Annotated in this window: 26 protein-coding genes and 3 pseudogenes; 21 read left to right on the top strand and 8 right to left on the bottom strand. The window is 71.1% G+C overall.

Annotated features, from left to right (window positions below):
• The first annotated feature begins 58 nt into the window (after positions 1-58).
• Complete coding sequence (locus IO33_RS0116165) at positions 59-748, top strand: DUF998 domain-containing protein (RefSeq protein WP_051926795.1); 690 nt, start codon at positions 59-61, stop codon at positions 746-748.
• A 76-nt stretch (positions 749-824) separates the two neighbouring features.
• On the opposite strand, the gene IO33_RS0116160 is transcribed toward IO33_RS0116165, so the two are convergent.
• Positions 825-1,025 (bottom strand): ArsR family transcriptional regulator, encoded by a 201-nt coding sequence (locus tag IO33_RS0116160; protein ID WP_078963696.1) that lies wholly within the window; start codon positions 1,023-1,025, stop codon positions 825-827.
• A 28-nt stretch (positions 1,026-1,053) separates the two neighbouring features.
• On the opposite strand from IO33_RS0116160, the pseudogene IO33_RS44195 reads away from it, so the two are divergent.
• The 3 genes and pseudogenes from IO33_RS44195 to IO33_RS0116145 form a co-directional block, all read left to right on the top strand.
• Positions 1,054-1,301: pseudogene (locus tag IO33_RS44195) on the top strand (mycothiol transferase); the annotation flags it as partial.
• A gap of 265 nt (positions 1,302-1,566) precedes the next feature.
• Positions 1,567-2,493 (top strand): oxidoreductase, encoded by a 927-nt coding sequence (locus IO33_RS0116150; RefSeq protein WP_051926793.1) that lies wholly within the window; start codon positions 1,567-1,569, stop codon positions 2,491-2,493.
• Positions 2,494-2,820: 327 nt separating this feature from the next.
• Entirely contained in the window at positions 2,821-3,684 is an 864-nt protein-coding gene (locus IO33_RS0116145; protein WP_031165267.1) for an alpha/beta fold hydrolase, read from the top strand.
• Positions 3,685-3,912: 228 nt separating this feature from the next.
• Here IO33_RS0116145 and IO33_RS52435 read toward each other — a convergent pair whose 3' ends face one another.
• On the bottom strand, positions 3,913-4,170 hold the full coding sequence (locus IO33_RS52435) for a divergent polysaccharide deacetylase family protein (RefSeq protein WP_245235806.1): 258 nt from the start codon (positions 4,168-4,170) through the stop codon (positions 3,913-3,915).
• Positions 4,171-4,800: 630 nt separating this feature from the next.
• Here IO33_RS52435 and IO33_RS0116135 point away from each other — a divergent pair.
• From IO33_RS0116135 to IO33_RS0116125, 3 genes and pseudogenes are all read left to right on the top strand, one after another.
• A complete protein-coding gene (locus IO33_RS0116135; protein ID WP_031165264.1) occupies positions 4,801-5,598 on the top strand; it encodes a GNAT family N-acetyltransferase in 798 nt (265 codons plus the stop codon).
• Positions 5,599-5,717: 119 nt separating this feature from the next.
• Positions 5,718-5,942: a translation initiation factor IF-1 gene (gene infA / locus IO33_RS0116130; protein WP_031165262.1), complete on the top strand. Its 225-nt coding sequence runs from the start codon at positions 5,718-5,720 to the stop codon at positions 5,940-5,942.
• A 59-nt stretch (positions 5,943-6,001) separates the two neighbouring features.
• Positions 6,002-6,337 (top strand): annotated as a pseudogene (locus tag IO33_RS0116125) (phosphoketolase family protein); the annotation flags it as partial.
• Between the two features lie 109 nt (positions 6,338-6,446).
• Here the strand turns inward: IO33_RS0116125 and IO33_RS0116120 are convergent.
• Positions 6,447-6,908, bottom strand: a complete 462-nt coding sequence (locus IO33_RS0116120) for a pyridoxamine 5'-phosphate oxidase family protein (protein WP_031165257.1) — start codon at positions 6,906-6,908, stop codon at positions 6,447-6,449.
• 187 nt (positions 6,909-7,095) lie between these two features.
• Complete coding sequence (locus tag IO33_RS0116115) at positions 7,096-7,779, bottom strand: ArsR/SmtB family transcription factor (protein WP_245235805.1); 684 nt, start codon at positions 7,777-7,779, stop codon at positions 7,096-7,098.
• A gap of 362 nt (positions 7,780-8,141) precedes the next feature.
• Here IO33_RS0116115 and IO33_RS0116110 point away from each other — a divergent pair, with 362 nt between their 5' ends.
• The gene (locus IO33_RS0116110) at positions 8,142-8,495 is read left to right on the top strand and encodes a hypothetical protein (RefSeq protein WP_031165253.1); all 354 of its coding nucleotides are present in this window, start codon (positions 8,142-8,144) and stop codon (positions 8,493-8,495) included.
• Between the two features lie 258 nt (positions 8,496-8,753).
• Here IO33_RS0116110 and IO33_RS0116105 read toward each other — a convergent pair whose 3' ends face one another.
• Positions 8,754-9,452, bottom strand: coding sequence for a CBS domain-containing protein (locus tag IO33_RS0116105; protein ID WP_031165251.1), 699 nt, complete (start codon positions 9,450-9,452; stop codon positions 8,754-8,756).
• A 215-nt stretch (positions 9,453-9,667) separates the two neighbouring features.
• Here IO33_RS0116105 and IO33_RS0116100 point away from each other — a divergent pair, with 215 nt between their 5' ends.
• Together IO33_RS0116100 and IO33_RS46635 are read left to right on the top strand one after the other, a co-directional pair.
• Positions 9,668-10,573 (top strand): universal stress protein, encoded by a 906-nt coding sequence (locus tag IO33_RS0116100; protein WP_031165249.1) that lies wholly within the window; start codon positions 9,668-9,670, stop codon positions 10,571-10,573.
• A gap of 25 nt (positions 10,574-10,598) precedes the next feature.
• Positions 10,599-11,178, top strand: a pseudogene (locus IO33_RS46635) (universal stress protein).
• An 89-nt stretch (positions 11,179-11,267) separates the two neighbouring features.
• On the opposite strand, the gene IO33_RS0116090 reads toward IO33_RS46635, so the two are convergent.
• On the bottom strand, positions 11,268-11,840 hold the full coding sequence (locus tag IO33_RS0116090; protein WP_031165245.1) for an Rv1733c family protein: 573 nt from the start codon (positions 11,838-11,840) through the stop codon (positions 11,268-11,270).
• 231 nt (positions 11,841-12,071) lie between these two features.
• Between IO33_RS0116090 and IO33_RS0116085 the strand changes: the two genes are divergently transcribed.
• From IO33_RS0116085 to IO33_RS0116065, 5 genes are all read left to right on the top strand, one after another.
• Entirely contained in the window at positions 12,072-13,142 is a 1,071-nt protein-coding gene (locus IO33_RS0116085) for a zinc-dependent alcohol dehydrogenase family protein (RefSeq protein WP_031165243.1), read from the top strand.
• A 158-nt stretch (positions 13,143-13,300) separates the two neighbouring features.
• On the top strand, positions 13,301-13,594 hold the full coding sequence (locus IO33_RS44185; protein WP_245235804.1) for a BON domain-containing protein: 294 nt from the start codon (positions 13,301-13,303) through the stop codon (positions 13,592-13,594).
• 341 nt (positions 13,595-13,935) lie between these two features.
• Complete coding sequence (locus tag IO33_RS0116075) at positions 13,936-15,486, top strand: hypothetical protein (RefSeq protein WP_051926788.1); 1,551 nt, start codon at positions 13,936-13,938, stop codon at positions 15,484-15,486.
• Complete coding sequence (locus IO33_RS50435; RefSeq protein ID WP_157857861.1) at positions 15,483-16,202, top strand: hypothetical protein; 720 nt, start codon at positions 15,483-15,485, stop codon at positions 16,200-16,202. The genes IO33_RS0116075 and IO33_RS50435 overlap by 4 nt, the downstream gene beginning before the upstream one ends.
• The gene (locus tag IO33_RS0116065; RefSeq protein WP_031165236.1) at positions 16,199-16,624 is read left to right on the top strand and encodes a hypothetical protein; all 426 of its coding nucleotides are present in this window, start codon (positions 16,199-16,201) and stop codon (positions 16,622-16,624) included. Before IO33_RS50435 ends, IO33_RS0116065 begins: the two co-directional genes overlap by 4 nt.
• 195 nt (positions 16,625-16,819) lie before the next feature.
• On the opposite strand, the gene IO33_RS0116060 is transcribed toward IO33_RS0116065, so the two are convergent.
• A complete protein-coding gene (locus IO33_RS0116060) occupies positions 16,820-17,530 on the bottom strand; it encodes a hypothetical protein (RefSeq protein WP_031165234.1) in 711 nt (236 codons plus the stop codon).
• Between the two features lie 474 nt (positions 17,531-18,004).
• Between IO33_RS0116060 and IO33_RS0116055 the strand changes: the two genes are divergently transcribed.
• The 3 genes from IO33_RS0116055 (at position 18,005) to IO33_RS50425 (ending at position 19,162) form a co-directional block, all read left to right on the top strand.
• The gene (locus IO33_RS0116055; RefSeq protein ID WP_031165232.1) at positions 18,005-18,385 is read left to right on the top strand and encodes a hypothetical protein; all 381 of its coding nucleotides are present in this window, start codon (positions 18,005-18,007) and stop codon (positions 18,383-18,385) included.
• 258 nt (positions 18,386-18,643) lie between these two features.
• Complete coding sequence (locus tag IO33_RS50430) at positions 18,644-18,793, top strand: hypothetical protein (RefSeq protein WP_157857860.1); 150 nt, start codon at positions 18,644-18,646, stop codon at positions 18,791-18,793.
• 210 nt (positions 18,794-19,003) lie between these two features.
• Positions 19,004-19,162: a hypothetical protein gene (locus tag IO33_RS50425; RefSeq protein WP_157857859.1), complete on the top strand. Its 159-nt coding sequence runs from the start codon at positions 19,004-19,006 to the stop codon at positions 19,160-19,162.
• 258 nt (positions 19,163-19,420) lie between these two features.
• Here IO33_RS50425 and IO33_RS0116045 read toward each other — a convergent pair whose 3' ends face one another.
• The gene (locus IO33_RS0116045) at positions 19,421-19,945 is read right to left on the bottom strand and encodes a hypothetical protein (RefSeq protein ID WP_031165230.1); all 525 of its coding nucleotides are present in this window, start codon (positions 19,943-19,945) and stop codon (positions 19,421-19,423) included.
• Between the two features lie 188 nt (positions 19,946-20,133).
• On the opposite strand from IO33_RS0116045, the gene IO33_RS0116040 reads away from it, so the two are divergent.
• The 3 genes from IO33_RS0116040 to IO33_RS0116030 all read left to right on the top strand — a co-directional run bounded on the left by IO33_RS0116040 (position 20,134) and on the right by IO33_RS0116030 (position 23,866).
• Positions 20,134-20,784, top strand: coding sequence for a hypothetical protein (locus tag IO33_RS0116040; RefSeq protein ID WP_245235803.1), 651 nt, complete (start codon positions 20,134-20,136; stop codon positions 20,782-20,784).
• A gap of 147 nt (positions 20,785-20,931) precedes the next feature.
• The gene (locus tag IO33_RS0116035; RefSeq protein WP_031165225.1) at positions 20,932-23,214 is read left to right on the top strand and encodes an ATP-binding protein; all 2,283 of its coding nucleotides are present in this window, start codon (positions 20,932-20,934) and stop codon (positions 23,212-23,214) included.
• Between the two features lie 169 nt (positions 23,215-23,383).
• Positions 23,384-23,866 carry a hypothetical protein gene (locus IO33_RS0116030; protein ID WP_031165223.1) on the top strand — a complete coding sequence of 161 codons (483 nt, stop codon included), beginning with the start codon at positions 23,384-23,386 and terminating at the stop codon, positions 23,864-23,866.
• The last annotated feature ends 55 nt before the right edge of the window (positions 23,867-23,921 follow it).

The raw sequence follows: 23,921 nt of genomic DNA, 5'->3' as shown, positions 1-23,921 counted from the left end.
GCCCGGGCCGCGTGATCCGCTGGCTCGTACAGAACATCGTGCGACAGAAGGCGGACCGGTGAAGGCTCGGATCGGACACGCCGCGTGGATCGCGGGCGTGGTGCAGTTCTTTGTGATCCACATGATCGTGGAGTCGGCCTGGGCGAGACCGTACAGTTGGGCGCGGAACAACATCAGCGACTTGGGCAACGCTCATTGCGCGATGCAGCAGGAACCTGAGCCCCGGTATGTCTGCTCGCCCGAACACCACCTGATGAGTGTCTCGTTCGTCGTTCTGGGAACGCTGCTCGCCGTCGGCGCCGCCCTGACCGGTCCCACATGGCGTCGAGGGGCGACAGCCACCATGGCCCGGATTCTCTTGGCCTGTGCCGGTCTGGGATGGGTCCTCGCCGGCCTGGCACCCGCGGACGTCCACGAGAACCAGCACGTCCTGGGTGCCCTGCTCATCATGGTCATGGGCAACGTCGGCCTTCTGCCGGCGGGGATCGGCATGGCGAACGATGCTCCGTTCCCACTGCGTTGGGCGACCAGCCTGCTGGGAATCACGGCGATCACGGCATTCGGGCTCTTCCTTTCCCACCACTACCTGGGCCTGGGCATGGGAGGCATGGAGCGGGTCGCGGCATTCCCCCTTCTGGCATGGGCGCTGGTCGTCGGTGCGCGCGGAATGTTCCGCAGGCCAACCCGTCAGCAGAATGCGATGAGTTCCGCGGTGTTCGGGAGCCCCGTACTCAAACGGCGTCCCTAGGGCGCGCTTCGTGTCGTGATCAACGGGTCGTCCGGTGAGGCCGTTGATCCGGACGATCGAGGCTGCGCCCTGGTGGTCAGGGCTGGTGCTGCGCACGGTGCACGAGGAGGTTGCCCAGGAGGGTGCGTTGGTGGCCGACGGCGCGCCCCGCTCGGAACGTGGTGATCAGGCCCGCGCCGCGCAGGGCGGTGGCGTGGGCCGAGGCGGTGGCGTTGCTGACACCGAGCCTCCGGGCCAGGTCGCCGGTGGAGTGCTCGTGAGCGAGGAGCACGAGCATCGCGAAGCGCGTCCGGCCGAGCACCTAGGGCGACTTCGACGGCGCCGGCTCCGACCCCGAGGCCGGCGCGGTGGCCTGGGCGGCCTGGCGCGCCGAAGTCGCCTTCGCGGAAGCGTTCGTCGCCGAGGCTTCGCATCTCGACATCGAGGGCCACGACCCCTGGCGCGGCACGGTCTCCCTGCGCTGGGTGCTCATCCACATGATCGAGGAGTACGCCGTCACAACGGACACGCCGACCTGATCCGCGAGCGCATCGACGGAGCGGTCGGGGTGTGACCCGGGGCGCTTCCACGATCGCCGTATGAGCGACCAGAGTCCGGCAGGCCAAATGCCGGACATGCCTGGAACACCCCCTCGTCGCGGGTCTGACCCGGCCTTCAGCAAGGCTTGGCCGACGCTGTCCCGGTAGGTCCAACGGCTCTGTGCGGACGGTTGGTTCCCCATCGGGATGTGAGGTTTCGCCCGTCCCGTCGGTCTGTCGCTGCACACCCCGGCCGCCCCATACTCCAGACCCTGACGAGCCGACCGACGAGGGAGCACGGTGAGCGCAGGGGCAGCAGGGACCTGGAAGCTCGGGGACCTGGAGGTGAATCGCATCGGATACGGCGCGATGCGACTGACGGGCAACGGCATGATGGGGAACTCCGACGGCACGCCGATCGACCGAGATGTCGCCGTCGGCCTGCTCCACAGCGCGTTCGAGCAGGGCGTCAACCACATCGACACGGCCGCCTTCTACTTTTCGCCACTGCGGTCCGCGAACGAACTCATCAGCCGCGCCCTCTCATCCTGGAACGGCGAGGTGGTCGTCGTGACCAAGGTCGGTCCGGGGCGCGATCCCTCCGGCGAGTGGCTCCCCATGGCCCGCCCCGACCAGCTGCGCGGCCAGGTCGAGGAGAACCTGCGCCAGCTCGGCCGAGACCACCTGGACGTGGTGAACCTACGTCGCAACGGCCCCGGTACGGCCTCGCTCACCGAGTACTTCGGCGCCCTCGCGGAGCTGCGCGAGGCGGGTCTGATCCGGCACCTCGGGCTGTCGAACGTCCGCCCGGAGCACGTGGCCGAGGCTCTGACGATCGCGCCCGTGGTCTGCGTGCAGAACTCCTACGGCCTGGACTGGCGCCGCGCCGACGAGAGCGGGCTGGTGGACCTGTGCCGGGAGCGGGGCATCGCCTTCGTCCCGTTCTTCGCCGTCTCCGGTCTGCGGCGCGAGGCGGCCGCGGTCCAGGAACACGACGCGCGCGTCCATTCCGTGGCGCGCGCCCACGAGGCGACGCCGGCCCAGGTACGACTTGCGTGGACGCTCCACCGCGGTCCGCATGTGCTGGCCATTCCCGGCACCACGAACCCGGCACACCTCGCGGAGAACATCGCCGCGGGAACCCTGCGCCTGACCGAGGAGGAGTTGGCCGTCCTCGACAAGCCGGGAGAGGACACCGCCGGGGCCCCTGCCGAGGATGCTCGATGAAATCCCCGCCCTGTCGAACACCTGACACGAAGGTCCCGTCCGCCGAGGGCGGGGCGGCGCGGGGCGAAGCGCAAACGGAGGGGCTGGTACAGGTAGTGCGGATGATCTTTCGTTGAGTAGGGTGAACCATCGGATACCGGGCAGCCACCCGCGCCGCTGCCCTTGAAACCCCGCGCTTGACCGCGTGGCGCCTGCCACGCCCGAGGACGTCCCTGCGGCGAGGACATGCAGCACGACGGCTCGTTCCACGGCCGAGAGGTGGCCTGTGGTGGCGGGAACGGCGCTGCGCGTGCCGACGCCCGGCGGCAAGAAAGCGAGTACGTACACATGCAACCGACCTTCGTACTGGTTCACGGAGCCTTCGCGAACTCCTTCTCCTTCGCGCCCCTCCAGGCTGAACTCGGCCTCCTCGGACACCGTTCGGTCGCCGTCGACCTGCCCGGCCACGGATTCGGGGCGACCTACCCGCGCGCCTATCAGACGCCGCAGGACCTCGAAGGGCTCGCCACCGCGCCCGGCTCGATCAAGGGCGTCACGCTCGCCGACAACGCCGCCCATCTGATCGGGATCCTGGAGCGGGCAAAGCAGAACGGGCCGGTGATCCTGGTCTCGCACAGCCGCGGCGGCATCACGGCCACCGCCGCGGCCAACGCGCGGCCGGACCTGATCGACCGCATCGTCTACGTCTCGGCCTGGTGCCCGGTCGATCTCGACGTCAACGACTACTACGCCGAGCCGGAGATGGCCACGGTCGACGCTGCCGCCCTGGCGATGGCATTGGCCGGGAACCCGGCCGAACTCGGCCTGCTCCGCGTCAACTTCCGCACCGCGGACCCGGACGCTCTGGCCGCGTTCAAGGCGGCATTCCTCGCCGATGGCACCGACGAGGAGTTCCTGACCTTCCTGAACACCTTCCAGCCTGACGAGAACCTGGACGCCGGCACCTCCGCCGACCGGGCGCAGGCCGCGACCTGGGGCCGCATCCCGAAGACCTTCGTGCGTCTGGCCGACGACGCGAGCCTGCCGCTCGCCATACAGGACCGGCTGATCCGCGAGGGCAACGCACTGACGCCAGAGAACCCGTACGACGTGCGCACCATCGAGGGCAGCCACCTGAAGTGGCTGATCGACCCGGCACCGGCGGCCCGAGTCCTCGGTGAACTCGCCGAGCTCTTCACCCGGTCCGTCTGATCACGGTCGGAGCCGGATGGGGACTGCGGCAGCGGTGACGGCGCCGAGGTAGACGTACCCACGCTCGTCATATCGGGTGGCCCGGCCCGGTGGTCGTGTGGTCACCATCGGCTCCGTCCCCCCACTCCGGGGAAACGGAGCTCGCGGAGCAGCCGAGGCGGCTCCCGATAGCCTGGAATCACACGCCTGCCCAGCAGTGGGGGCCCCGCGGCGCGACCCGGCCCGCGCTCACGGCTCCACGCCCCGGCGGCGCGCGATTGCCGCAAGGCGTTCGAGTTCACGGCGCGCTGCCGCCGGGTGAGCGAGGTCGAGGGCCATCCAAGCGCGGGCCGCGAGGTAGAGGACGTCCTGGCGGGCGGCGACGTCGAGGTCGGGAGCGTTCTTGGAGGCGGCGGCCCGTGACCCGTAGGTGGAGCGCGATGCTGTCGAGTTCCTCGCGCACGTGCAGAGGAAGCACTTGCCGAAGCTCGTCCTTGGCGTAGTCACGCGCCTGCTGATCCGCCTCACAGGCGCTCGGCGACACCGGAGCCCAGGGGAGGCCTGCTTCTCGGGCGTCGTCGTACATGTCCGCGACCAGGCCGCGTGCAGATACGGGATCGTCGGCGGCCGCCGCGCGAGCCGACTCCAAGGTGGAGCGTAGTCGTGCGCGGGCCTCGGGGTCCTCGCCTGTGTGGGCGTTCAGATAGCTGGACCACACGTCGAACGCCTTGCTCAACTCGGCATCCAGCATGACCTCGTACGCGTCCGGCACTCCGGCGTCCCTCCCGTTGAGCCCGTCCGGTGTGGACGGCAGCGGACACGATAGGGCGGACGCTAAGCACACTGCGCGCGATTAACCGGTGCGGCCCAGCCCACAGATGCCTCACGCATCCGCAGGGTTGCCAGGTACCTGGGCTCGACCGGTGAGGAGGCCGGGCCACGTTAAATGGGTTGGGGCGGCCGATCCCCCGCTGGTACCGTCAGGGCAGCCGTGGGAGAACGCGAGGAGGTGAGACCCATGAAGGCTGTATCCCAGTGGGTGCTCCCCCTTTTCGTCACGGTGGGCGATTGACGTTGGTGTCGCCGGGAGCGCCTCGAACAAGGCACTCCTGAAAGGCAACACCTATGAACGCACCTATGAACTCTGTGCACTTCACCTCGGGCACAGGCGACCACGCGGTCGTGGTCACGCGGATTTCGGACACACAGTGGCACGCCCTGGAGGACGACCTGGTGGTCGGCCGCGGTGACGCCTCGCGTCGGCCCGACGGACGGCTGTTCATCAGCATCGACGCCTGGCACGGCGCGGTCTTCGATCGCATCGCCGACGCGATGCGGGCGGACCTGCCGACACCGCTGTACACCGTGGCCGACGAGGCCGACCAGGACTCGACGGCCGCCTGGGAGCGGGCCGGCTTCACCGCCGTACGCCGCGAGTGGGGCTATCGCGTGCCCACCGATCCGCAGGTCACCGGGCTCGGCTCGGTGCGGCCCCCGTCGGGCGTGACGATCGTGCCCGCCGGTGAGGCGGAAGAGGGCCCGCTGCGCGCCCTGGACAGCATCATCCGCGACGAGGTCGAGGCCGCGGTCGGATGGCACACGATGCCGGCCGAGGTGCTGCCCCGCCCCGCGGGGACCAGCGTGCTCGACCCGTCGAAGTACGCGGTGGCACGGCACCTGGGCCAGTACGTGGGACTGGTCCGGGTGGCGCCGCTGACCCGGCAGCCGAGGATCGGGCTGATCGCCGTCCGGGCCGACAGGCACCGCCACGGCATCGCCCGGGCGCTGCTGGCCCACGCGCTGGGCTCGCTGCACCGCTCCGGGACCGCTGCGGCCTGGGCCGAGGTGAACGAGGCCAACGCGGCGGCCACCGCCCTGTTCGAGGGCATCGGCGCCCGGCGGGCGGGCAGCACGGTGGAGTTCGTACGCCGCTGACGCCCCGCCACACCGCACGAGCGACCGACCGAGCCGATTCCGAAACAGGCGCGGTGACCCGCGCACCGCATGCATTCCCGTGCGACTACACCGTCACAAGGACGGAGAAACGAGAGACCATGACGAAAACTTCAGGTGGCGTAGAAGTCGAGGGCACCGTCGTCGAGTGCCTGCGCAATGCCACCTTCAAGGTGGAGCTCCAGAACGGGCACACGGTGCTCGCCCACATCAGCGGGAAGATCCGGAAGAACTACATCAAGATCCTTCCGTACGACCGCGTGCTCGTGGAACTCAGCCCCTACGACCTCACCCGCGGCCGGATCCGCTACCGCTACCGGGCCTAGCGGAAGGGGCTGCCGGGTGAACCCGTAACCGGTGACGCCCAACGGGGGAGGGGAGGGCCGGCCGTCCGTGTGAGACCGCGCTTGTCGGTCGAGGTACCTGGCGCGCGCACCAGGTACCGCTCGCCGGCCCTCGCGGGAATCCGGTGCACCCGAGGCAGTTGGAGCAGTGGATGCGCCCGTACCGGCCCGCGGAACTGCTCGACGCCGACGGACGGCCCGTCGCCGACATCCTGGCCCGCATCCCCGACGGCACCGCATGGCTCGGTTCGATCCCGCACGCCGACGGCGGCCTGCTCCTTCGGGCAATGCACGTCCCCACCCTCGACGGCATCGCCGTACCCGTCGACAAACCGGGCACGACCCACCCCCGGGTCCTCGGTGACCTCCTCACCCGGGATCAACCGCCTCCACAGGTACCGTGCCGTTGCCACGCGATACGACAGACTCATGGTCCGCCACGAGGCGACGATCGGCTGTGACCAGCACATTCCCAGCGGGCCCGGGCTATCCCAGCCACGTCCCGTCGCGCATCACGACCCTGCCGCGCAGTTCCGGTACTCCGCGCCAGGCGCGCACTGTCTGCGGTGTCACGCGCAGGTACAGGAAGGGGGCCTTCTCCATGCGCGGATCCCAGGCGAACTTGTCCGCGAACGCATCTGCGGCATCCTTTGGCACTTCCCGCGCGGGATGGCACGTCGCCTCCCCTTGCAGCAGCACCACGTCGAAGGTATCTGGCAGCGCCAGCCGTACGCGCGGTTCCTTGCGTGCGTTGCGCGCGGTCGCGGAGTCTGCGCCGGTACACAGCCACGCCGCCTGCCCGTCCCACAGGAACCACAGTGGCACCTGATGCGGGCCGTGGTCGGGGTGGGCCGTCGACACCCATATGTCGCGCTCCGAGCTGAGCCTTTCCAGGGTGTCCCGCCTGCGCTCCGCTGTGGTGCGGGGAATGATCTCCATGGCGTGCATGGGTGCCGACCTTAGCCAGCAGGTTCACGGTACGCATGGGGCGCAGGTCCTAGGCCCGGAGGCGGACCGTCGCCCAGGCGCCCATCCGACGCCGGGACATTCGATACACGCTCTTGGCTTGTCGTTTGACCTGCGACGTCGAACGCGGGTCGAACTTGATCAGCATTGGCTCGCCCCGGGGTCGCGGTCACGGCGCCATCGGCGTTTCCGGTTGTGCCAGGTGATATCCCAGGGAGGTGGCGATGTGCTCGACTGCCTGCCCCCTACGCAGGGTTCGGATCAGACCCGCACGCCGTAGCACCGCAGCGTGCCGGCTTGCTGCCGTGTTCGACACGCCGAGCTGTGATGCCAGTTGCCGCCCGGTGACTCCGCCGGACGCGACGATGCACTCCAGCGCTGCCGCTCTCCCGGCGCCCAGTAAGGACCGGAGCGCCGCTTCCTGGCCTGGCTCGGTTCGTGGAGCGGATCCCGCGGGGATCCGGATGGTCAGGTGATCGCCTGCCGGCTCGGCCAGGGTGACCCGTTGGCTGAGGGCGACTGACTGGATCTGCAGCAAGCGCTGGTCGAGTTCAAGGTCCGCGTCGAAGGACGTCGGCAGTTCCAGAACGCCGCGACGGAGACGGATGCCGTGTCCGAGCTGTCGGAGCATCGCCGAGGCTCCGCCGGCGACGTATCGGTGGGACAGGCTGACGGTCCTGGTTGCGACCGCAGACCGGATGCCCGACCGCTGTGGCTCGACGGCGGTGCCGCGCAGGTGGTCGATGGCGTTCGCCAGGGCGCCGCCGGCCCGCTCATCGCCCTCGGCGAGCGCCTTGGTGAAGGGCGTGGGACTGCGGCAGGCGAACAAGTGGGAGAGGTAGAGGGGGCTCACACCCGCAGCTAGATCCGGCGAAACGCTGCGTGCATAGAGCTGCGTCAGCAGGTCCTGAGGCCGGCCGCTGCGGGCGTGAGTCCTCCCGGCTGCCGTGAGTTCGGCGTCGAAGTCCGGGAGGGCGCAGATCCCGACCCGGCCCAAGCCCTCGGACCCGAGATGAATCCGTATCAAAGCCTGCCTCCTCGCACTTGACTTCCCCACCAGGGCTTTTGCGCGTACATGGCGAAAGCTACCCGCGGTCGCGCGCAACCGAAACGATGCGTAGGCACCACGGCACAACACTGCCGAGGGCAAACAAGAACCGGATTTCCTGTCCTGGAGGGCAATTCATGACTCGTTCACTGCGACGAGCTGCGGCGATGTCCATCGGTGCCGGCCTGCTTGCTGTGCTGGGAACGGGGGGCACGGCCTACGCGGGTTCCACCGGCACGGTGACGCTCACTGTCCCCGGGTGTGTGGGCAAGCTGCACCTGGACGGCGGCGGCTCTTCCAACTTGGCAACCGCGACGCTCCAGTCCACCGGCCCCAACACGTGCTGGATGTCGTTCTGGCAGCGCAACGCGACTGGTAACCCGCCGGTCGCTCAAAGCTTCAGCGTCGCTCCGTATTCGAGCGGCTCCGCGGGCTCGCCGTACTACCACGACAGCACGCACCAGGTCGCCATCTCCATCTCCAACGGGAGCATGCAGGTCGGCAGCGCCTGGTACAACTAAACGATTCGGGAAATCCGGAATCCGAGCTCCTCGTTCCGGAGGCAGAGGCCGGCACCCCGACCCGGGTGCCGGCCTTCCCCATGGCACCCAACAGCAGTACACAACGGCGCACAGCGGGGCCGCGAAACCGCGTGTCAGGGCGATCAGGAATACGGCGTTCAGTGGGCCGGAGGCCAGGTCCTGCAGTGAGTGCCCGTGAACAGCGAGAACGCTGATCGAGTTCGACCTGCGCTCGACGTCGCAGGTCAACCGACAAGCTCAGGGCCGACCGGCCCAGTGCCCCCGTGGCGGTGCGCCTTCCGGCCGACGCGTGGTGCTGTCGTGAGCGAGGTCGAACTCCACGTCTACGACCCCTTCGACGGACCTGACCAAGCGCGCCGCGACGGGCACGAGGGCGGTGTCACGGATCCGGCCGGTGAGCGTCACGACACCGTCGTGCACCTCCACACGCACGGCCGACGGCGGCGGGAACAGGAACGACGCGACCTCGCGCCGTACCTCCTCGGCGATGTCCTCGTCATCGCGCAGGAACACCTTGAGCAGGTCGGCCCGGCTGACGACACCCGCCAGCAGCCCTGCGTCGTCCACCACGGGCAGCCTCTTGACCCCTTCGTGCGCCATGATGCGCGCGGCCTCGGCGAGAGTGGCGTCGGCCCGGACCGTGACGGCGGGGGACGACATGAGGTCTCCCGCCGTGAGGGCGGCCGCCCTCGCCACATCGACGGGCTGACGCAGCTGCAGACGGCCACCATCGGGGTCGTCCCGGAGTTCCTCCTTGGGCAGCAGGTCGGCCTCCGAGACCACGCCGACCACCCGGCCCTCGCCCTCGATCACGGGCAGGGCGCTGATCTGCCAGTCCTGCATCAGCTGCACGATCTCCTTGAAGGGGGCCCGACGACCGACGGCGGCGACCGTCTGGGTCATCACGTCAGTGACGAGGTGCGGGGTGCCGTACATGGTGACTCCGTAAGCGCCTTGATGGGTGTCCGGCTCTTCCAGCGTGTGCCGGGAGGCCGGGAAGGTGCCAGGGGCTGCCCGGCCCTCGGACGACACCGATCGGCTTCCGCACGGCAGAGGGTCGGTCGGGCCCCGATGGGGCCGACCGGCCTCTGATCGCGCAGGCCCCGCGGCGCCACCCTGAGGTCGGAACCCTCACCCGGGAGGCGGAGACCATGTCCCGAGCCATCACGGTAGGTGTCGACGACTCGCCCGAGAGCCGGGCGGCAGCCGAGTGGGCTGCGCGCGAAGCGCTGCTGCGCGGTCTGCCCCTGAAGATCGTGCACGTCCAGGAGCCGACGCCCAGGTATGTGGCCCGGACCCCGCTGCTGGACCTGGAGCGATACCAGCACTGGGCCGAGCAGTTGACACACGAGTCGGCGGAAGGGATCCGGCTGCGGCACCCGGGCGTCGAGGTGATCACCGAGCAGCTCACGGGGACCGTGGCCGACGTGCTGTGCGAGGCGGCTGGCTTCGCCGAACTGCTGGTGCTGGGTTCGCGGGCTCTCGGTGGGCTGGCGGGGTTCATGGTCGGCTCGGTGAGTCTGGGCATCGTGGCCCGGGCCGAGCGCCCGGTGGTGCTGGTGCGTGCGGGGGAGCAGGCCGACGACGAGCACAGGACGGACCCGGCGGGGGTGCCGTCCGCTGCGGCGCCGTTGCGGCCCGTCGTGCTCGGCCTCGACCTCGATCACCCGGACGACACGCTGCTGGAGTTCGCCTTCGACGCCGCCGCATGCCGGAAAGCCGCCCTGCGCGCCGTCCACGCCTGGCCCGAGCCGCCGACCTCCTTCTACCGATTCTCCGGCGACGCCGAACTCTACGACTCGCTGGACCGCGGTCAGGCCGCCCTCCTGAGCAAGGTGCTGCGTCCCTGGCGGGAGAAGTTCCCGGACGTCGAGGTCTCCGAGGCGAGCCGGTGCGGAAGCGCACCACAGGTCCTCGTCAACGACTCCCGTGACGCCTCCCTGGTGGTCGTCGGCCGGCGCATCCGCACCAGCCTCTTCGGCCCCCGCATCGGCCATGTCACGCACTCCGCGCTGCACCACATCGCCGCCCCCGTCGCGGTCGTTCCGCACAGCTGACCGGACACCCGAGGAGACGGAGGACATGAGCACACCGGCCGTGCACGACTTCGGCGAGCTCCTGGACCTGCCGGTGGTCGTCGGCGTCGACGGCTCCGGGCCGAGTCCGCGGGCCGTGGACTGGGCTGCCGACCAGGCGGCCCAGCGCGGGGCGTCGCTCCGGTTGGTGTCCGCCCCGCTCTGGGAGCGCTACGAGGACACCTCCGTGGCCTCCGGCCTCGGCAAGCCGTCCCAAGAGGTCGTCCGAGATCGACCACCGGGTGAACCCAGGGGCAAGCGCCCGCATCGTCCTGGGGGTGGGTCACAAGCCGGTGGGCTCGGCCGCCGTACGGATCGCGGTCGAGGAGGCCGTGCTGCGCGGGGGCCCGCAGGAGGCCGTCCCGGCTTGGCGCCGGCCGCTGCACCATCGCTTGCAGACACGGCGGCGACGGTCGAGGGCCACGCCGGCGGTGTTCCGTGAGGCCGACCTGCTCGTCGTCGGCGCCCGGCGGCGCCCGCGCCACTCAGGCCTCCAACGGGGCCGCGTCGCCCGCGGCGTGCTCCACCCCGAGGACTGCCCGGTGGCGGTCGTACCCGAGCCCGCCTGGGAGCCGTACGGGCGGTAGCCACCGCACACGCGCACTCCGTGGTGCGAGTCCACGCGTATCGCCGGCCGGCATGTCCCAGTGCGGGGAACCGGCTCTCGCGCCACGGATCAGCCCGTCTTCGGGCCCCTCCGCCGTCCCACCAGATTCCACTCCTGATCCCAGTGGGCCATGCGGCGCCGGTCGAGCCGCGCTCGTGCGACGGCACCCGCGCCGAAGACCGGTGCCGCGACGGCGAGGGCGGCCGCGGCAGCGAAGAAGGCGGCCTCGGCATGCCCTTCGGTCCGGCCGGTCGGCGGTGTGAGCAGGAGCCGGCCCCGGTCGTCCTGCCAGGCCGCCACCCCGGCCCCGGCCTTCAGGCCGCCGTCCACCAGCGTGAGCCCGCCGCGGGAGGCCCCGTCGGGAGCCGTCCAGCGCACCCGGGCCTGGACACGGCCTTCCGTCGGCCAGTGCCCGGTGACGCCGTGCGGGGCGTCCGAGACCAGGACGGCTCGGACGGGATGCCGGTAGAGGCGCTGCGCCGCGAACTCGCGCTCGGCGCTGCGGGCCGTCACCAGTCCGGCCACCGCCCCACCGATCACCACGACCACCCACACGACCAGGATGATCCAGGCTTCGGCGACGTCCTCGCGCCGACGCAGCGGACTGCTCCGCCACCGCCACAACCACCGGGTGCTGCTCATGACGGGACACCTCCGCGTCGTGACGACTCCTTCGACGGTGACGCCGGCGGAGCGGCGCCCACAGGGGCCGAGGGGCCCCGTGGCAGGCCACCCGGTCCCGGGCGCCCCGCCACCAGGGCCCATCCGGGCCCTGGCCGACAGGGGCCGGACGGCTCAAGCGGCACCCCTCACCCACCGGCCAAGCTGAACGTGCGGGCCGAAGAGGCGTACGACGCAAGGGGTGAGGATCCGATGAAAGGCTTCGTCTTCCACGGTCCCGGACAGGCGTCCTGGCAGGACGTGCCGGACCCGGCCATCAAGGAGCCCACCGATGCGATCGTGAAGGTCGGTGCCGTGACCATCTGTGGCACCGACCTGCATATCCTCAAGGGGGACGTGCCCGAGGTCCGCCCCGGCACCGTGCTGGGCCACGAAGCGGTCGGCGAGATCGTCGGGACCGGCAGCGACGTACGCACCGTACGGCCGGGCGACAGAGTGCTGCTCTCCTGCATCACCGCCTGCGGACGCTGCCGGTTCTGCCGGGAGAGCGCCTACGGTCAGTGCCGTGGCGGCGGAGGCTGGATCCTCGGCCACCTGATCGACGGCACCCAGTCCGAGTACGTCCGCGTCCCCTGCGCCGATCTGTCCGTCCACCCGCTGCCGGGCACCCTCCGCAGCGAGGACGCCGTGCTGCTCGCGGACATCTTTCCGACGTCCTACGAGGTCGGCGTCCTCAACGGGCACGTGCGGCCCGGTGACACCGTGGTCGTCGTCGGCGCCGGACCCATCGGCCTCGCGGTCGTCGTCACGGCGCGCCTGTTCGCGCCCGAGCGGATCATCGCCGTCGACCTGGCTCCGGCTCGGCTGGAGGCCGCCCACCGGCTCGGCGCCGACGCGATCGCGGCCGTCGGCGAGGACCCCGGCACGCTGGTGGCCGACCTGACCGACGGGCTGGGGGCGGACGTGGTGATCGAGGCGGTCGGCGTGCCGGAGAGCTTCGAGCTGTGCACCCGGATGGTCCGCCCCGGCGGCCACGTGGCCAACATCGGCGTGCACGGCAAGCCCGCCACGCTGCACCTCGAAGACCTGTGGATCAAGAACGTGACCATCACGACCGGCCTGGTGGACACCTCCTCCACGCCCACACTGCTGCGGATGGCCGCCGCAGGCCGGCTCCCTACCGGACAGCTGGTCACCCACACCTTCCCGCTGGACCACATGGAAGAGGCGTACGACGTCTTCTCCGGGGCGGCCGACACCGGTGCGCTGAAGGTGGTGCTCGGCGGGGAACAGCACGCGGAAGTCGCCGTACGCGCGGCCTGACCGGGAGGGCCATGCCGGTCATGACCGAAGGCCAGGCTGCCCAAGGAGGAGTACGCCGCGGGTGACCCGGATCGCCACGGACGGGCGCGATACCGCGCCGACGTCCGCAAGGCGGACGCGGTGACCGCCAGTGGCTGATGACGGCTCAGGCCGTCACCGTGGCACCTGACGCCATCCTCGCCCATGCCGCGCGCGCCATGGCCCGCAGCAGGGTCAAGCGGTTGCCGGTCGTCGTACGCCTCTGCGGCACGTCCCTGGCGCCCGTGGGCGTCGAGGTGCACGACGGGGTCGTGACGTTCACCGGCTGCGTGGACGACGGGGCGTTCGTGCCGCTCGCCACTCTGCTCGCGCGGGCGGTACCGGGCGTCGTCGACGTCCACTGCACGCTGACCGGACGCCGTCGTCACCCGGATCCGGACCCGGCGGATCCGCATCACACGCCCTCCGCCTGACGCAGGACGACGGCGGCGTGCACCTGATCGCCGCCCGCCGGCCCGCCCGGGCCGCGGCTGTCGGTGTGCCGCGCGCACCTGCGGTATCTGCGTCGCCCCGGTCGAACGTCCGCTGGCGGGAGGGTTGTTGGTGATCTCGCACAGGGTTGAACCGCTTCGTCGCGGGCATCGTCAGATCCCCACCGATAGGGCCCTTTCGGCCACATCGGACGCTATCCTCTGGATTCGCGCTTCAATCGTGTGTGTCAACTCGCCTCAGCGGCGGGACGGTTATCGCAGGGAGAGGCTCATTGACCCACGCCATGCCACCGCACTGCAGTGAGGCGACCCGGTTGTCGTGCGTGGGTGTCTATGTGGACGACGCGTACCGCGATGCGGTGCTCGACGAGCTGTACGCGCACGACCAACGTGTGATCGCCCCCTCGGCCGGCTTCGACGCCCGACGGGTCCTGATCCATGCCCTACGCGCCCGGCGCATCGGTCTCGCCTGGGCGGCACTGGTGCTGATGGTGTGGCTGGTGGGGTTCTTGCTGACCGGCATGCTCGTGCCGGTCCTGCTCCCTGGCTGTGCCCTGCTCGCCGCCCGCAGCCGCAGGGGCCGGGGCGCGGTGCTGCGCTGGGCCGGCAGAACCGCGTTCGGGGCCGGGCTCTACACCGTCGCGTACGTCGCGTTCTTCGGCCCTGCGCAGACCTCGTACGGCTCGTACGGTCACGACGACTCGACCCTGCTCCCGTGGGACGCCTTGGACGGCTGGATCGCGTTGTGCTGTCTGGCGGTGACGGCTTGTTGCGTCGTGCTGCGGCAGAGGCACCTGGACCGGGTGCTGCGCGGCGACCTCGCTCCGGAGGTGTTCGCCGACCCGGCGCGCGACCCCGCGGAACATGTCACTTCCGCCCGTCTGCAGTGGATCGGGGATCGCATCCGGCGGGAGCAGCACTCGCCCCTGATCCTGTACGACATGGCCGATCCGTTCCGGGGGATGGGCACCCTGCAGGAGGCGTGGACGCTGACGGTGGAGCTGCGAGCCGCTCCGGGCGCTCGTACGGCACCGCTCGATCCTGAAGAACCCCTGGGCAACGGCTGGCTGCTGGACCACATCGAGACCCAGCTGGCGACGCTGCGCCACCCGGCGCAACCGGGTTCGTCGAAGGCCGCGCAGGCGCGCCTCGACCGGCTGCGGCAGGTGGAGATCGACGAATGCGTGTTCCTTCCCGCGGAGGGACTGCTCAGCCGGGAGCAGGTACCGCACGGCCCGGACGTCTTCGAGGAGCACCGGCGCGCAGCCGTGGAGGAGAGCGGCGAGGCGCGCCGCCACTTCCTGCGGGTCCGGGTGGGCGCCTGGCAGGAGGAAGTCGTCACGACCGTGTTCGTACGAGCGCACACACAAGGGGGGATGGTCACCCTGGAAATCGTCTCGTACGTCCTGAACCCGGTGCGGACCGACTTCCACTCCGCGGACCGGGCAGCCCGCCTCCCCGGGTCCGCTGCCCTGTGGGGCGGGATCGGCCGGGCGCTCGTCAGGACGCCGGCGGTGGCCGGTTCCGCACTGGTCGACGTGTGGCAGACGGTCGGCTGGTTCCTGTTGGTGGCTGTGAACGGAGGGGGAAGGCGGCCGGCTCAGGGACCTGCTCTCTCGATCCGGGAAGTCGGGGCCGAGAGCCACGCTTCGATGTTTCAGGAACTCGACGCCAGAAGGTATATCGGGACCATCCGGGAACGAGTCCTGAACGCTGTGCGCATTGCGCTGATGGAACGTGGCTGGGACACCTCCGAACTCGACGCGCGGGCGGTGCTTCTGCGGGGCGACGGAGTGCGCGTCGAGCGTTCCTCCGGCCCGGTACGCGGCGTGGCCGCGGGACATGGCGGCCTCGCGCCGAGGAGACCCGCATGAGCGGGACGACGGCGCCCTGGGACCCGCAGCTGCAGCGATGGCGTGTCGGCCACGGCCCGATCGCCCCGGCGAAGCCCCGGCGAACGGGCCCGGTCAGGACGACACCCTCCTTGTGGCGGCGTCCGTCCGGCTCGGGGGAAGCCGACGCCGAGGGGGCGGTGCCCTGGGACAGAGTGCGGCAGAGCTGGGCACACGAGGCCAGGGAGGCGTGGGAGGCATCCGCACCTGACGCATCCGGCCGCCGAGCGGGTGCCCTGCCGCGGCGCACGGTGGTCCGGCTGTGCGCGCTCGCCTTCTCCACGGTCCTGGCCGTGTTCGGACACTGGTGGGCGGGGTGCGTCACCCTCGTCTGGACGGCACTGGTGGTCAGGGGCGTACGAGCGGTGCGGCGCACGGCGGCCGAGGAGCGGGCGGTCGGTGTGAAGGGTGCCGCGTCGCCGGCCGTACCGTCACCGGAACCAGACCCCGTGTCTCCCGGCCGGGCCTTCGCCCAGGGAGTCGCGCAGGTCCTGGGCCTACCCGCCCTGTTCGCTCCCGGAAGCGCACGGCCTGCGCATGAGCCGCATGGACGGACCCGGCCGCCGGAGCCCTCGCGAGAGCGCAGTCGACGGTACGTCGCCGAGGAACTGCTGCGCGCCCACGCCGAACTCGGCCTGCCGCTGCCGGGGGAGCTCGGTGTACGGGGGAGAGGCAAGGACACGGGGGGCGCACCATGACGAGTCCGAGCCCCGATCCGGTGACCCCCGAGGCCGGGGACGGCGACGCGGATGTGCGGACTCCTGCCGGTGGGGCCTGGGAACTGCCGTCTGCGGCGGACATCCAGAAGTACGACACGATGCTCGGCGGAGGCGCCGCGGAACGCGCACTGTCCCTCGTGGAGAAGCGGTTCGCTCTGGAAGTCGAGGACCAGTATCAGCGTCGGCTCGACGCCGAACACCGGCGCCGCCTCGACATGATCAACGTGCGCTTCCGTATCGCTGGTGTGGTGGTGGGCGCCAGCGGATTCGGCGGATGTCTGTGGATCGCCAAGGACTTCGTGGACCGCGGTGCCACGACACAAGCAGCCGGTCTGCTCGGCGGCATGGCCGCGGCACTGAGCGCGATCTTCCTGGGAACCCGGTCCCGGACACCGCGTTGACCGCCCGGCTCGACTCGCTCGGTCGTCGGCGGGTCGGGCTGTGCTGTGCCTCGGGGACGTCGGCCACTCGTGTGCGTCCGAGGTGGTGCAGAGGACGGATGTGCCTCGCCCGGTGCGCTGGGCCCACCCTGGCGGTCACGTCCTCCTTGGGGGCGGAGCTCGCGAACGGCGGACCCGGACCGCGGTGGAGCCGCTCTATCCGTGCAGCCAGATCCGCAGTGGACCGACCGGCTCGAAGCCGTGGCGCACGGCGGCCTCCAGGCCGTCACCGTGCTCGTAGCCGACCGCCGGCAAGGTCGGGAACAGGCGGTGCACCGCCTCCAGTACGACCGGCCAGGCCGCGTCGGGGCCACCGTCCGATGCGAAGACGTTGGAGATTCCGACCACTTGGTCGCCGCGGCTCGCCACCGCTCCGGCGACCACCCGGCCGTCCGGAGACCGTCCGGCGAGCACGAAGGTGGCCGGGTCGTCGAGCAGTTCGGGCCGGAACAGGTCCGCGTTGCCTTCCCCGTCGTCCCAGGCCAGTGCCCAGGCCCGCAGCGTGTCCGGGGTGCCCGCCACGTCCCAGGCAAGGCCCGGTGCGACGGCGGGTGCACTCGCCGGCCGCTCGATCCACTGCGCCTCGAACAGGACGTGGAAGCCGGCCTCCGTCAGGTCGAGGTCGGCGAAGCAGTCCTTGACGGAGGCGCCGGGCGCCGTGGTGTCGATCCGCTTCGCCAGCGCGGCCGGGTCGACACCCGGCACGAGGGTCACCGCGTCGGGGTAGTACAGCGGCGTGCGAGCCGGGGCTGCCCAAGCCTGCGGGCCGAACTCGCTCGTCAGGCCGTGCGATCGGCTCATCGCTGCGCACCACTCGGCGTTGTTGTGCGCGGCGGCCCGTACGATGCGCGGCTTCAGCGTTGTCATGACTGGATCATGCCCTGGCCCTGGCCCGGGAGTCGAACGCGGGCCGGTCGCCTCGGCGGACTCGTCTCCGGGCGGCAGGGTCCGCAGCGACTGGCCGGACCTGCTCGTCCGGTGGCAACAGGCGCCGTCGGTCTGAAGCGGCACCGACGGCCCGTCACTCTATTATGACCCCTAACGGATGTTAGGGGCTCTAGCGGTTGTCGGCTCTGGGGGTCAGCACCCAGTGCTGGGACGAAGGGGGACGGGAACCGCCATGGGGTCCTTGAACCCTTCTCCGCGGACCAGGCCCGCGGTCTGCTGGCCGCGGCACAGATCCGGCCCGAGCTGCGCGACCGGGTACTCCGCTTCGCCGGAGGCAATCCGCCGGCCCTGTCCCTCGCCGCGGCCGCCGGATCGACCGGCTGCGGCAGCGAGGAGATCTGGGCCCCCTCGGCCGACATCCTGCGAACCCTGTGGGCGGGACTGATCGGTGAGGTGCCCACGGCCGCGCACCGCCGTGCCCTGGAGGTGGCCGCACAGTCCTACTCGACCTCCGAGGAACTCCTGACCGCGGTGCTGCCCGAGGAGGACGCCCATCTCCTCTTCTCCTGGCTGAGGGACCTGCCCTTCATGGAGTCCACCCATCGAGGACTCCACCCTCACGACACCGCACGCGAGACGCTCGCCGCCGACCTTCGCCGGCGGGCGCCCGACGCCCTCGTGACGATGCGTCAGCGCCTGGCGGACGTATACCTGCGCCTGTTGCGCGAGGCACCGAGGAGCGGGTATGGACCGTCACCGACGAACTCTTCCACCTCCTCCGGGAGGGCGAGACCCTGGCACGGCTGCGCACCTGGTCCCGTGAGGACGAGGTAGACGACCGTCCCCTGCACCCCGAGGACATCGAAGTCGTCCTGCGCATGACGGAGGAGACCGAGGGGGTCGCCTCCGCGGAACTGGTCCGCTACTGGACGCGGCGCCATCCGCACGCCTTCAGCGTCTACCGTCTCGTCAGCACCGGCCGCATCATGGCGTTCACGGCCCGGCTCGCCCTGCCGGCCCCACCCGACCCCAGGACCTGGCCACCGATCCCGTCGTCGCCGCAGGTGGGAGCACACCGACGCCACTTGACCGGTGTGCCCCGGCGAACGCATCGGCATAAGCCGCTTCTCGGTCGACCCCGCGCGCTACCAGATCCCCTCGCGCGTCATCGACCTGAGCAGCTCCCGCGCCCAGGCGGAGTCCGCCCGCGCCCGCGGCCGCGCCTACGGCTCCGCCGTCTGACGGGATGCCGGGACCTGGGCCGAACGCGTCAGGGGCACCCTCAGCGACACCGGTGCGCGACCGCGCGTCGGTGACCACACCTACGGTCTGTTCAGCGTCGACTGGCGCCAGGTCCCCGTCGAGGTCTGGCTCGGCCGCTTCATATCGGCCCCCGAGATCCCCGCCCCGCCCGGGCCGCCGGCCTTCTCTCGTACCGCGTTCGGCCAGGCCGTGCGTGAAGCGCTGACCCACTGGCGCAACGCCCGTGCCTTCGCCGCCTGTGCCCTGATGCGCGCCCGTCTCGCCGCCGACCTCAGCGATCCGTCGAGGAATTGCGCGCTCCGCTGCGCGGGGCCGTCGACGACCTCGCCCGTGACCCGCGCGCAGTGAGGGCCCGCGAGGCCCTGACGGCGGGCTACTTCTCCGGCGCGCCCACCCAGGAGGCCGCCGCCCGCCGTATCGGCCTTCCGTACGCACCTACCGTCGCCATCTGCTCCAGGGCCTGGACCAGCGTGCGAGGCCCTGTGGCAGAGGGAACTGCACGGCTCCCTCGAAACCACACGGCAGACAACGCGCACCGCCTCACCCCATAGCACCCGGTGCGGCGACTCCCCACCTGAGCAGCACGCTGGTCAGGTGCCGAGCCGGTCACCCATCGGCTTCCTCCTCCTCCGGCCCTGGTGCGTCACCGATGGCGACGCGCAGGTCGTGCATGCCCTGGAGGATGTCGATGAGGGCTTCTTCCGCCCCGCTCAGAGCACGCCGGGTGCCCTCCGTGTCGCCGCGTTCGGCGTGCAGCTGGGCGCTGAGCGCGTACACCGCTGTCATGACGGCGGCGAAGGCGGCCTCCCGGCCGGGTGGCAGCTCTTCCTCCTCGGGTTCGGAGACCTGCAGCGCGGTGCGCTGCAGCCTGTTCGTCAGGACGTTGACCGCGATGTCGGCATCCCCTCCCAGCTGCTCCCCCCAGCCGTGCAACGTCTCAAGGACGTCCTCGATCTCCTCCTCCTCGGACAGACGGGTCGCCGCGGTGATCTCGAGCTCCGTTTTCGCCAGCAGACTGCCCAGCAGGTACAGGCGGTCCTCTTCCTGCGGCCCAGCGGGTCGTTTCTGCGGGTCTGCCGCCGGCTCAGCCGCCAGAGCGGCCAGCGCGGCGTAGATCCGCTCAGCACTCACCGGGCGCTCGCTCCTGATACTCACCCCTTCAGCTTCACCCACCGCAGGCGTACCCGCTCGCCCAAGGCACCCTGTGAGCCCCGGGCCGGATCTCCAGCGGCCCCTGCCGCAGGCGCGCAGCGCCCGGCTGCTCAAGTCGCGGGCGGCGAACCCGGCCCCGACGATGGGAGAACAGAACCATCACTCCCTTGGACGGCAGCATGTCCGTGAGACGACTCCCAGGCTCTGCGAGGCGCCGGCGCTGGATCCTGCTGGGCAGTGCCCTCGGCGGTTCTCTCCTCGCCGGCGCACTCGCCGGCTGCGGCAGCGGAACCGGTAACAACGCCGGTACCTCACCCCAGCCGAGCCCTCCGAGTACGCCGAATGCCTCATCCTTCTCGGGTACGCCGCCGTCGGCGCTGGCTTCCTCGGCCTCCGCGGCTGTCAGCTCGGCCCGGGCCTCCGCATCCGCGGCGGCGTCGTCCGCGTCGGCACGCGCCTCCGAGTTCGAGGCATCGGTGGACGCCGCGACCCAGCGCAGAAGCGCGGCAGCGGAAAAGGAACTGAAGAACGTCCAGGGCCGAGGCAACGCGCTCTCCGAGGTCTCCATGACGGGCATGCCGCGAGCTCAGACCGGCGGAGTGCTCGCCGCCCTGGTCACGATCACCAACAAGACCGGTAGCGAAGCCTCCTACGCCGTGCAGATCGACTTCAAGAACGCGCACGGCAAGGTGATCGAGACACGGTACGTCGGCGCGGAACATCTCCAGCCCGGGAAGAAGGAACAGTCGATCGCCTTCAGCCACGAGCCACCGGAACCGAAGCTGACGCCGTTTCTGGCGAAGGCTCAGCGTTACTGACAGTGACTCCTTGGCCGACCTGCGCCGGGCCGGCTTCCCCGACGCAGGGGAACGCCCGCGAGCTGCGCGCGGCCGCCCTCCGCCCAGCCTTGGCCCACTTCACTGCATCTAGGATCAGCGCGGGAAGCTGGACACAAGGGGGCAAGGGTGCGCGAGGAGTTGGCGGGGCGGCTGGGACAGCTGCGTGACCTGACCGGACGGAGCCTGCGCGAGCTCGCCCGAGACATCCACGTCAGCAGTTCCTCGCTGTCGCGCTATTTCTCCGGCCAGGCCGTTCCACCCTGGCCGACGGTGGTGGCGCTGTGCAAGGCAGCCGGTCGTGACCCCAGGCCCCTGCGTGAGGTGTGGGAGCGGGCCAAGGACGGGCCCCAGACGAACACGGTTGCCCCTCCGCCCGTGCGCAATGACCTGCCCCACGACATCACCGCCTTCACCGGGCGCCGGGCGGAGTTGCACGCCCTGCTCGGCGCCGCCCGCAACTCGTCGGTGGTGGCGATCGACGGCATGGGCGGGGTGGGTAAGTCCGCGTTGGCCGTACACGCCGCGCATCTGCTGACCGCCGACTTCCCCGGTGGCCAGCTCTATCTGGACCTGCACGGGTTCACTCCGGGCCGGGAGCGGGTCGAGCCCGCAGAGGCGCTGCGTGTGCTGCTGGCCGCGCTCGGGCTGCCACCCGGCAGGATTCCCGACGGGGTCACCGAGCGCGCCGCGCTGTGGCGGTCGGAGCTGGCGACGCGGCGCGCGATCGTCCTGCTGGACAACGCCGCCGACGCCGGTCACGTGCGCGATCTGCTGCCCGGCGCAGGCCGGTGCTTCGTCGTGATCACCAGTCGTCGCCGGATGGTGGAGCTGGACGGCGTGCAGCCGATCTCACTGGACGTCCTGCCGACCGAGGAGGCGGCGGAGCTGTTCGTCGCATCCGCGGGCGGGGCCCGGCCCGGTGACGTCGGCGAGGTGCTGCGCCGCTGTGGGAACCTGCCGCTGGCCATCCGGGTGGCCGCCGCACGTCTGCGGCACCGGCCCGCGTGGACGCTGGACACCCTGGTGGAACGGATGCGCGAGGGCGAGCTGGCGGTGTCGGACGTGTTCGAGATGTCGCTACGGCAGCTCGACCCGGCCCAGCGGCGGATGTTCGGGCTGCTGGGGCTGGTGCCGGGAGAGGACATCGACGCGTACGGTGCGGCCGCCCTGGCCGGGATTCCGCTGGCCAACGCCCGTTCCCTGCTTGAGGACCTGGTCGACGTCCATCTGCTCCAGGAGCCGGCGGCGGGCCGCTACCGGATGCACGACCTGCTGCGGCAGGCCGCCCGCGCCGACGACGCCGCAGCCGACCCGGTACCGGCGATCGCCCGGCTGGGCGACTACTACCTCAGCGGCATGCTGGCCGTGAAAAAGCTGGTCGAGGTCGTCATCTCCCTGCCGGTCATCGTGTCGCAGCCACCTCCCGCGCTTCCCGACCTCGCCGACCACGACGCGGCCGTCGACTGGATGGACACGGAGTGGTCCAACCTCACCGCGACGTTCTCGCTCGCCGTTCAGCTGCGCATCGACGCGCCGGCGGTCGGGCTCGGACAGCTTGCGTTGATCTCCCACGCGCGACGCGGCGGCATGGCGCAGCTGCGCCGGGGGCTCGAAGTCAGCATGGCCGCCGCCGAGCGGCTCGGCGAGCGCCGCATGCTGGCCTCGCACCGGTACCTGCTGGGCGCTTCGCTGATGCGCGAAGGCCGGCTGGAGGAGGCGGTGCCGGAGCTCGAGGCGGCCCGCGTGCTGATGACCGCGGAGGGCGACGTCGTCGGCGAGGCCATCACCCTCGAACAGCTGGCGGAGATGCGGCTGTACGCCGACGACGCCGAAGGCGCCGTCGAACTCCTGCGCCAAGTGGCCGTACTGCTGCCCCCTGGAGAGGCCGCCGCCGGCGTGCGCGTGCGTGCCTGTCTCGGCCAGGCCCTGGTGCAGTCGGGCAAGTACGGCGAGGCCCGCGAGGTCGTCTCGCAGGTGATCGAGACCGCGCGCGGGCTGGACCGGCAAAAGGAGCGCATGTGCCTGGACGTGCTCGGACGGGCGGCACTCGGCCTCGGTGACGCCGAGACCGCCCTCGGCCTCGCCGAGCGGGCCGTCGCGCTCAACCGGGCGACCCGCCATCCGGTCTTCGAGGCGGCCAGCCTCACGGACACCGCCGTCGCCCTGCGCCATCTCGGTCGCACCGAGGAGGCGACGGCCCGGCACTCCGAGGCCATGCGGATCCTCGAACGGGCCGGTGAGCCGCACCGGATGGTGCGCAGCCTGCTGCCGTACGCGCAGGCCTGTCTGGCCACGGGCGATCCGGACACGGCGGCGCGGCACTTCCGGGCGGCGCTGGAGATCTCCACCGCGAACGGCCTCACCTATCTGGTGTCGGCGGGGCGTGCGGGTCTGGCACGGGTGTCCTGAACCTGTCCCAGGAGTGACGCGGGTGTCCCGTCCCGTCCCGGGACACCCGCGCAGCAGCCGTCCGCTGGAGTGACAGCGCAGGTCAGCCGGGTGTCGGAGGGATGTCCCGTGTCCCGGAAGGCGCGGCATGGGTGGTCCAGGACAGGCCGCCGCGTGGAGGCTGTTCGTCATGAACACAACGCCTTCCCTGCTCGCCGAACTGGACGCGCTGCCCGCCCGGTGGGAAGTGCGAGGGACGCTCGCCGCGCCCGTCGCAGCGGTCGCCCCTTTTCTGCTCACCGTCGCCGAGGGGCGGGTCGGCGATGACAACCTGCTGGTGCTGGCCAGAGCTTCGGCGGCTCGGCAGGGAGCGATGACCGCCGTGGCCGGGTCCGGCACCGGCGTCTACCACGCGGAGCTCGACGGTCCGCTGGAGCCGGTGCGGATCCAGGTGGACCGGGCCCGGTCCAGGGTGGCGGTGCAGAGCTGGTACGCCGGGGTGCACACCGTCACCGCCTGCCCGGAAGGCACCTGGGTGACGCATCGCGTCCACCGCGTCCACCCCGAGCATCCGGGGTTCGCGGCCGGGATCGCGGAAATCGGCCTGCGCGCCCGCATGGCACGCGATCTGCGCCAAGTGCTGGATGTGATCGCCGACCGGCTCGGCTGCTGACAGCCCGCTCGTCCGATCTGGGCACTCCGGTATCCCCGGCGCCCACAAGACCGCA

It is taken from the genome of Streptomyces durhamensis (assembly GCF_000725475.1).
Taxonomy (GTDB): Bacteria; Actinomycetota; Actinomycetes; order Streptomycetales; family Streptomycetaceae; genus Streptomyces; species Streptomyces filipinensis.
Note: the sequence above shows the minus strand (reverse complement) of the source record. Positions and strands in the feature narration are given on the sequence as shown.

Excerpts from the sequence above, each read along its gene's own strand:
- IO33_RS0116160 (WP_078963696.1), bottom strand. The coding sequence starts at position 1,025 with ATGCTCGTGCTCCTCGCTCACGAGCACTCCACCGGCGACCTGGCCCGG.
- IO33_RS0116145 (WP_031165267.1), top strand. The coding sequence starts at position 2,821 with ATGCAACCGACCTTCGTACTGGTTCACGGAGCCTTCGCGAACTCCTTC.
- IO33_RS0116135 (WP_031165264.1), top strand. The coding sequence starts at position 4,801 with ATGAACTCTGTGCACTTCACCTCGGGCACAGGCGACCACGCGGTCGTG.
- infA (WP_031165262.1), top strand. The coding sequence starts at position 5,718 with ATGACGAAAACTTCAGGTGGCGTAGAAGTCGAGGGCACCGTCGTCGAG.
- IO33_RS0116120 (WP_031165257.1), bottom strand. The coding sequence starts at position 6,908 with ATGCACGCCATGGAGATCATTCCCCGCACCACAGCGGAGCGCAGGCGG.
- IO33_RS0116110 (WP_031165253.1), top strand. The coding sequence starts at position 8,142 with ATGTCCATCGGTGCCGGCCTGCTTGCTGTGCTGGGAACGGGGGGCACG.
- IO33_RS0116105 (WP_031165251.1), bottom strand. The coding sequence starts at position 9,452 with ATGTACGGCACCCCGCACCTCGTCACTGACGTGATGACCCAGACGGTC.
- IO33_RS0116100 (WP_031165249.1), top strand. The coding sequence starts at position 9,668 with ATGTCCCGAGCCATCACGGTAGGTGTCGACGACTCGCCCGAGAGCCGG.
- IO33_RS0116090 (WP_031165245.1), bottom strand. The coding sequence starts at position 11,840 with ATGAGCAGCACCCGGTGGTTGTGGCGGTGGCGGAGCAGTCCGCTGCGT.
- IO33_RS0116085 (WP_031165243.1), top strand. The coding sequence starts at position 12,072 with ATGAAAGGCTTCGTCTTCCACGGTCCCGGACAGGCGTCCTGGCAGGAC.
- IO33_RS50435 (WP_157857861.1), top strand. The coding sequence starts at position 15,483 with ATGAGCGGGACGACGGCGCCCTGGGACCCGCAGCTGCAGCGATGGCGT.
- IO33_RS0116065 (WP_031165236.1), top strand. The coding sequence starts at position 16,199 with ATGACGAGTCCGAGCCCCGATCCGGTGACCCCCGAGGCCGGGGACGGC.
- IO33_RS0116060 (WP_031165234.1), bottom strand. The coding sequence starts at position 17,530 with ATGACAACGCTGAAGCCGCGCATCGTACGGGCCGCCGCGCACAACAAC.
- IO33_RS0116030 (WP_031165223.1), top strand. The coding sequence starts at position 23,384 with ATGAACACAACGCCTTCCCTGCTCGCCGAACTGGACGCGCTGCCCGCC.